The sequence below is a fragment of the Gemmatimonadota bacterium genome (assembly GCA_022560615.1).
Classification (GTDB): domain Bacteria; phylum Gemmatimonadota; class Gemmatimonadetes; order Longimicrobiales; family Gaopeijiaceae; genus UBA1138.
In genome coordinates this window covers 1-4,959 of the sequence record JADFSR010000089.1, presented here as the reverse complement: position 1 = coordinate 4,959, position 4,959 = coordinate 1, and the positions used below count along the sequence as shown (strand labels likewise).

5 protein-coding genes are annotated in these 4,959 nt (G+C 63.0%); all 5 read right to left on the bottom strand.

The features are described from left to right. On the bottom strand, positions 1-194 hold a 194-nt coding region (locus tag IIB36_20275), incomplete at its 3' end, for a septal ring lytic transglycosylase RlpA family lipoprotein (protein MCH7534076.1). Beyond that, entirely contained in the window at positions 173-691 is a 519-nt protein-coding gene (locus IIB36_20270) for an adenylate cyclase (protein MCH7534075.1), read from the bottom strand. The genes IIB36_20275 and IIB36_20270, both read right to left, overlap by 22 nt. Before the next feature lie 9 nt (positions 692-700). Continuing rightward, positions 701-1,411, bottom strand: a complete 711-nt coding sequence (locus tag IIB36_20265; GenBank protein ID MCH7534074.1) for a methyltransferase domain-containing protein — start codon at positions 1,409-1,411, stop codon at positions 701-703. A gap of 633 nt (positions 1,412-2,044) precedes the next feature. Beyond that, the gene (locus IIB36_20260; GenBank protein MCH7534073.1) at positions 2,045-3,103 is read right to left on the bottom strand and encodes a transposase; all 1,059 of its coding nucleotides are present in this window, start codon (positions 3,101-3,103) and stop codon (positions 2,045-2,047) included. Positions 3,104-3,336: 233 nt separating this feature from the next. Beyond that, positions 3,337-4,959 (bottom strand): hypothetical protein (locus IIB36_20255; GenBank protein ID MCH7534072.1); only part of this gene is annotated, 1,623 nt, incomplete at its 5' end.

The following is a 4,959-nucleotide window of genomic DNA, read 5'->3' as shown; positions in this document are numbered from 1 at the left end:
AGTATCCGATAGGTGTGCCCACTCTGCTCGTACTCCGCCATGTTTCCGCCCCGGCTGGCGGGCTCGTCGTACGGGACCCCATCCGGGAAGTCCTCTGGCGGCGGCGGATTCTCGAGCGAGGGCGAGCCGATCATGGTGCACCCCGCGACGACCAAGACTCCAACGAACAACGCTAGTCGTTTAGCCCTTTCCATCCCTTCACCTCCTTGTATGCCTTCTTCACGAAGCTGCGCTGCTTCTTCGTCTTCAGACGAGCTAAATAGCCATTGACAAACCGTTTGTCATCGGTGACCTCACGAAGAATCTGTACTCCTTCGGGCGACTCGGGGATGGCGTCGTCCTCCGCCTTCAGTTCGATCTCCAGGAGCGAGAGTCCCTCCAGTGGCCCGAAGAAGCGATCGAGCTCCCAAGGACCCAGCTTCCAGCGCATTTTCTCGATCGTGCGTTCTTCCGCCGCCAGGAAGAGCGCTTGGGCGACGTCTTCCGGGATGACGGCTTCGACCTCGCTGCGACGGATGCCCTCTCCACTCTTGCAGGTGAGGACCGGGCCGCGCGGCTCCCCGAACCGAATGCGGACCGAGGGCTCGCCATTCCGGACGTAGCCCTGCCGCAGATGGTGGCCCGTACCGAGCTGGAACCAGAGCGATTCGGCCACGCGCACCAGGAAGCGCCGCTCGATCTCCCATCCCATCGGAGGCCCCTACCCTCCCGGCTTCCGACCCAGCACCGCGATGCGTCTGCGGAGGAGTGGGACCACAGGCTGGAGAATGCGCTCGGCGATGCGTAGACCCGGTAGGTGAGACTCAGCGTAGTAGGCCTTCTCGATTTCAAAGCCCGCGTTCGTCAACAAACTCTTCATGTCGGCCATCGATTTGTAGTCCACGTGGCTGATGTCCCGCTTGAGAATGATATCGTGGTTCTTCAGGACTTCCAGGATGTGGCCCCGGTGGGGTGTCCAAGTCGAGAATCTGCCCCCTGGGGCGAGGACCCGGAAGGCCTCGCGAGCCACGCTTACGGAGTCTTCGGGATACAGGTGCTCGAACAGATCGGCGGCGAGCACTAAGTCGTAGGCATTGGACTCGAGGCCTGTATTGCCCGCGTCCGCACAGAGAAATCGCATATTTTCGTGCGGTGAGTCTTCCAGGCGTTGTACGCAGATCTCGATCGATCGTTCGCTGAAATCGACGCCGACGACCTCCCGCACGCCCTCCGCCAGCGCGAAGCCGAACGTTCCCCATCCGCAGCCGAAGTCGGCCACCCGGTCATCGGGTCCTGGACGATGTAGGGCGAGTACCTTCGCAACGCGATACTTTTGGAACGCGCTCTCATGGTCGGTGAGATGCGCGGTCCTGCGATTCTCGAAGTAGTCGCTGGAGTCGTAGAACTCCTTGCCGATCCGAGCCTCGGCCACTAGAAGGCTGTTGAAGAAGTACAGTGGGCCTCCACCCGCAAGCGGGTACCCGGGGGTCTCGCGAGACCTGGAGTAGGAACGACGACGAGTCGTAGCTCAGCTACGGCGAGGAGGAGAGACGACCTCCAGGGCCGCGACCCCCCTGCGCCCTTCACTATGTGTGGCATGACTCTCCTGGTCGTGGGTTGCGGTGGCACGGCGCCGACCCACGCCTCCGGCGCGGGTGCCCCCCGTCGTTGAAGCTCCTTCTATGGGGCCAGCGGTCAAGACGCACGTCTACAACACGCCGTCGGCTCATGTTTTTGCCGCAGGCGTCCGCTTTCTTTCGATGGCCGGTTAGACGACCCGGGGTGGGTACGTCCGTCGGGTCCGTATCGCAGTCCGAAAGTCCTTTACAGCCGTGGCATTCTCCGCTCCAGAGCGGGAACCATCCTTCTATCTGGGGCTCGTCTTCGGCCCATCGCTTCGTTCGGCTCTCCAGGGGTGCATAACCTAGCCGTGGGGACTCGGACCTCTCGGCCCAGCCCAGTGCTTCAATGGATGCTTGCCCCTGCAACCGGTTCGCTTTCGGTTCGTCGGACCTGTCTTCTCGAACGCAGCTTGCCACCTCACGTTCGTCGTTCCTGGCCCGGTCTACTGCGTAGCTTCCAGTCTCGTTGCGTCGTACCTCTCGCCTGTGCGCCATAGCGCCAGCGTGATCGAGGCGATCTGACGCGCGATCGTCAGCTTCGCCAGGTTCGGCTTCGTGCCGCCGTCCAGCAGACTCTGATAGTGTCGGTACAGGGGTCCGTCTTCGGCCCGACCGATCACCGTCGTCGCCGCGCCCTTGAACACTCGCTTCAGCGTGCGGTTGAAGTTCCGGTTTAGGCCCCGGGTCTGCTGCACCGGTGTCTTCACCCACTGCCCGCTCGGGTTCCGCATCCAGTCCGACGAGGTCCGCATCACAATGCCCAGCCCGCAGTACGCCCAGAATCCGCTCCGGCTTCTGAACCGGTACGGTGTCACTATAACCGGCAGGAGCTCCGCGATCCGAATCGGGCCCAGTCCCGGACACGTCTTCAGCACATGCCACTGCCGATGCTTCCTTGCCTCGGCCAGCATCGTCTTCTCCGCCTTCTCGCGCAGAGCCACAAGCGCGTCGTGCTCTTCGTACAGCAGCTCGGCCAGTGTTCTCGTCGCCGCCGGTAACTCGCCCAGCCAATGTGCCCGCTCGCGCTTCGCGTACACCGACTGGCCCGCTCCGTACGCCACACCCCTCGAGCGCAGCACGCTCCTCAGACGGTTCTTCACCCGCACTGTGTCGCCCACCACGAAGCCGTAGGCCTTCGCCAGATTGCCCAACCGCCCGAACTCGCCGCGCCCCTTGTAGACCCGCGTCTTGATCGCGCCGATCCTGAGCTGCTCGGCTAGCCCTAACGCGTCTTGCTTGTCGCTCTTCGGGCCCCGGCTCTTCTTGCCGACTCCCGTCACGACCAGCTCGTCGACGTGTGGCTCCAGCACTTCGTGTAACCACTCCGACAGCGTCCCTTCTTCCATGCACAGGTGGCGACGCTTCGGGATCCCGCGCAGAACCTCGATCAACGTCGCAGCATTCGTCTCCACCACTTGCGTGCTCAGTCGTTTGCCACTCGGTCCGATGACCGCCAGCGTGCAGCTTGACGCGTGTACGTCCAGTCCGATATACCTGTCCATCGGCGTTCTCCTCTTCGGTTCGTGGGTTCTTTCCTCGCACTCTCAAGAGTGCACCCACTCCAGGGGGAGAACGCCTTTTCATCTTCGGCCTGCCTTGTCGATCGATTCGTCCGGCAGCGGACGCCAGGCCCCTATGATACCTAGCCGTAGCGACGGCTATGGCGTCGTCGCTTCGCCTAGGAGCCGGGGCCGCGGCACTGGAACGCGGTCCACTCTATTACTACCACGGGCTGCTACGTTCCCAGCGAAGACCACGCTTCCGCGCGCGCTCGATAACGGTCGAGCGCTTCGACGTCGTTGCGCTGGATCGCCTCCTGAACCAGAGCCATGTAGACCCACGAGTAATAGTTCGGGATGCCGAGAGTGGCGATGTCCGGCCAGTGATCCCATGAGTCGGGGAGGCCTTCGCGATGGACGAAGACTTCGTCGAGAAGTGTCCGCGTGCGCTCGACGTCCAACCACTCTCCGGTCACGGCCGAGTACGGGGACGCCAACAGGCGCGTGAACCCGTGGTCGCCGTCGGCTGAAAGGGGTCCGTTGTTGAGCCGGAAGGCGAGTCCTTGCCGCACGAGGTACGGCTGAACGCCCAGGGAAGTCGCGGCGTTTCCGCTCGACGCGAAGTAGATGGGACGCTCGTCGATCGACTCGATCATCAGCATCAACGCGAAGCGCTTCCAGGGGGCGAAGTACTGTCCACCCGAGAGCCGTGCCTCGATGTTGCCGATTCGAATCGTGACGGCCTCGTCGATGGGGGCATACGTCCCCGCCGCCTCCTCGATCTGTTCGTCCGTCAACGAAAGGATCGATTTAGTCGGCTTGTCCATTGTGTCGACCAAGATCGGAATCTTGTCTCCGGCCTGATCTGCCGAGAGCACGTATGCGGCGGCGGTGTTCTCCGCGGTGTACGGCCGCTGGCACTGCACGACGGTCCAGTCGGTGGACGGGTCGACTCCGTCCTTGCAGGGTTCGGTCAGGTGCTTGAGCTGTTTCGTGTACCAGTCGGTGTTCAGGTACGACGTCACGATGACGGTGACATCCCGCCGGATGCCTTCTACCTCCTGCAGGTACCAGAGCGGGAAGGTGTCGTTGTCGCCGTTGGTGAAGAGTATGGAATAGGGCTCGACGCTCATGAGGAGATTGTAGGCCCAGTCGCGCGCAGAGTAGTCGTAGGAGCGGGTGGCCCATCCCCAGTTGAGGGCCAGAGGAATCAGCGCCAAAGCGAGCACCGGGCTCGCCTTGCGCAGCGTCGTACGGGCTTCGAACGCAACCTCTTTCCAAAGCGTAGCGATGCCCATGCCTGCCCACAGCCCCCACACGGAGAAGCTCACCACGAAGAAATAGTCCCGCTCTCTCACTTCGTGGAGCGCACGGTCCGGGACCGGACTCTGGAGCGAGTACCCGTACTTGAAGTTCAGGTAGTAGACCAACGCCGCAGAGAGCGTGGCGAGGAGCGTCGCGAAGTAAACGAAGCTCGCGCGGTCGCGCCGGGCGTGCTCAATCGCGCCCCAGACACCGAGGCCCGTGAAGAGCATCGTGAACGGAAGGCGCAGGTTCGCGAAGACGGTCGTCGTTCCGTCGAGCGAGCGTGCCCACTGCCAGTCGAAGTACTGTAGGTAGTTGGCGAGCTGGGAAGACAGCGGAGCGAGGCGAGGCAGCATCGCAGGCTTGTCGTACTGGCTGCGGTTGAGCGCTTCCGCCAGAGCGGCGCAACCCGCCTTGCCGTAGGTGACGACCGCGGCCAGCGCTGAGCCGATATCGGGGCACGTCGGAGCCGCCTCGTTGATGACCGGGTCCAGTCCGGCGCGAATCGGCAAGAAGAGGTGGATCGAGAGCCCGAGAATGACTACTGCGCTGCC

Bases quoted from the DNA above. Each gene is read 5' to 3' on its own strand.
- IIB36_20260 (MCH7534073.1), bottom strand. From the start codon at position 3,103: ATGGACAGGTATATCGGACTGGACGTACACGCGTCAAGCTGCACGCTG.
- IIB36_20270 (MCH7534075.1), bottom strand. From the start codon at position 691: ATGGGATGGGAGATCGAGCGGCGCTTCCTGGTGCGCGTGGCCGAATCG.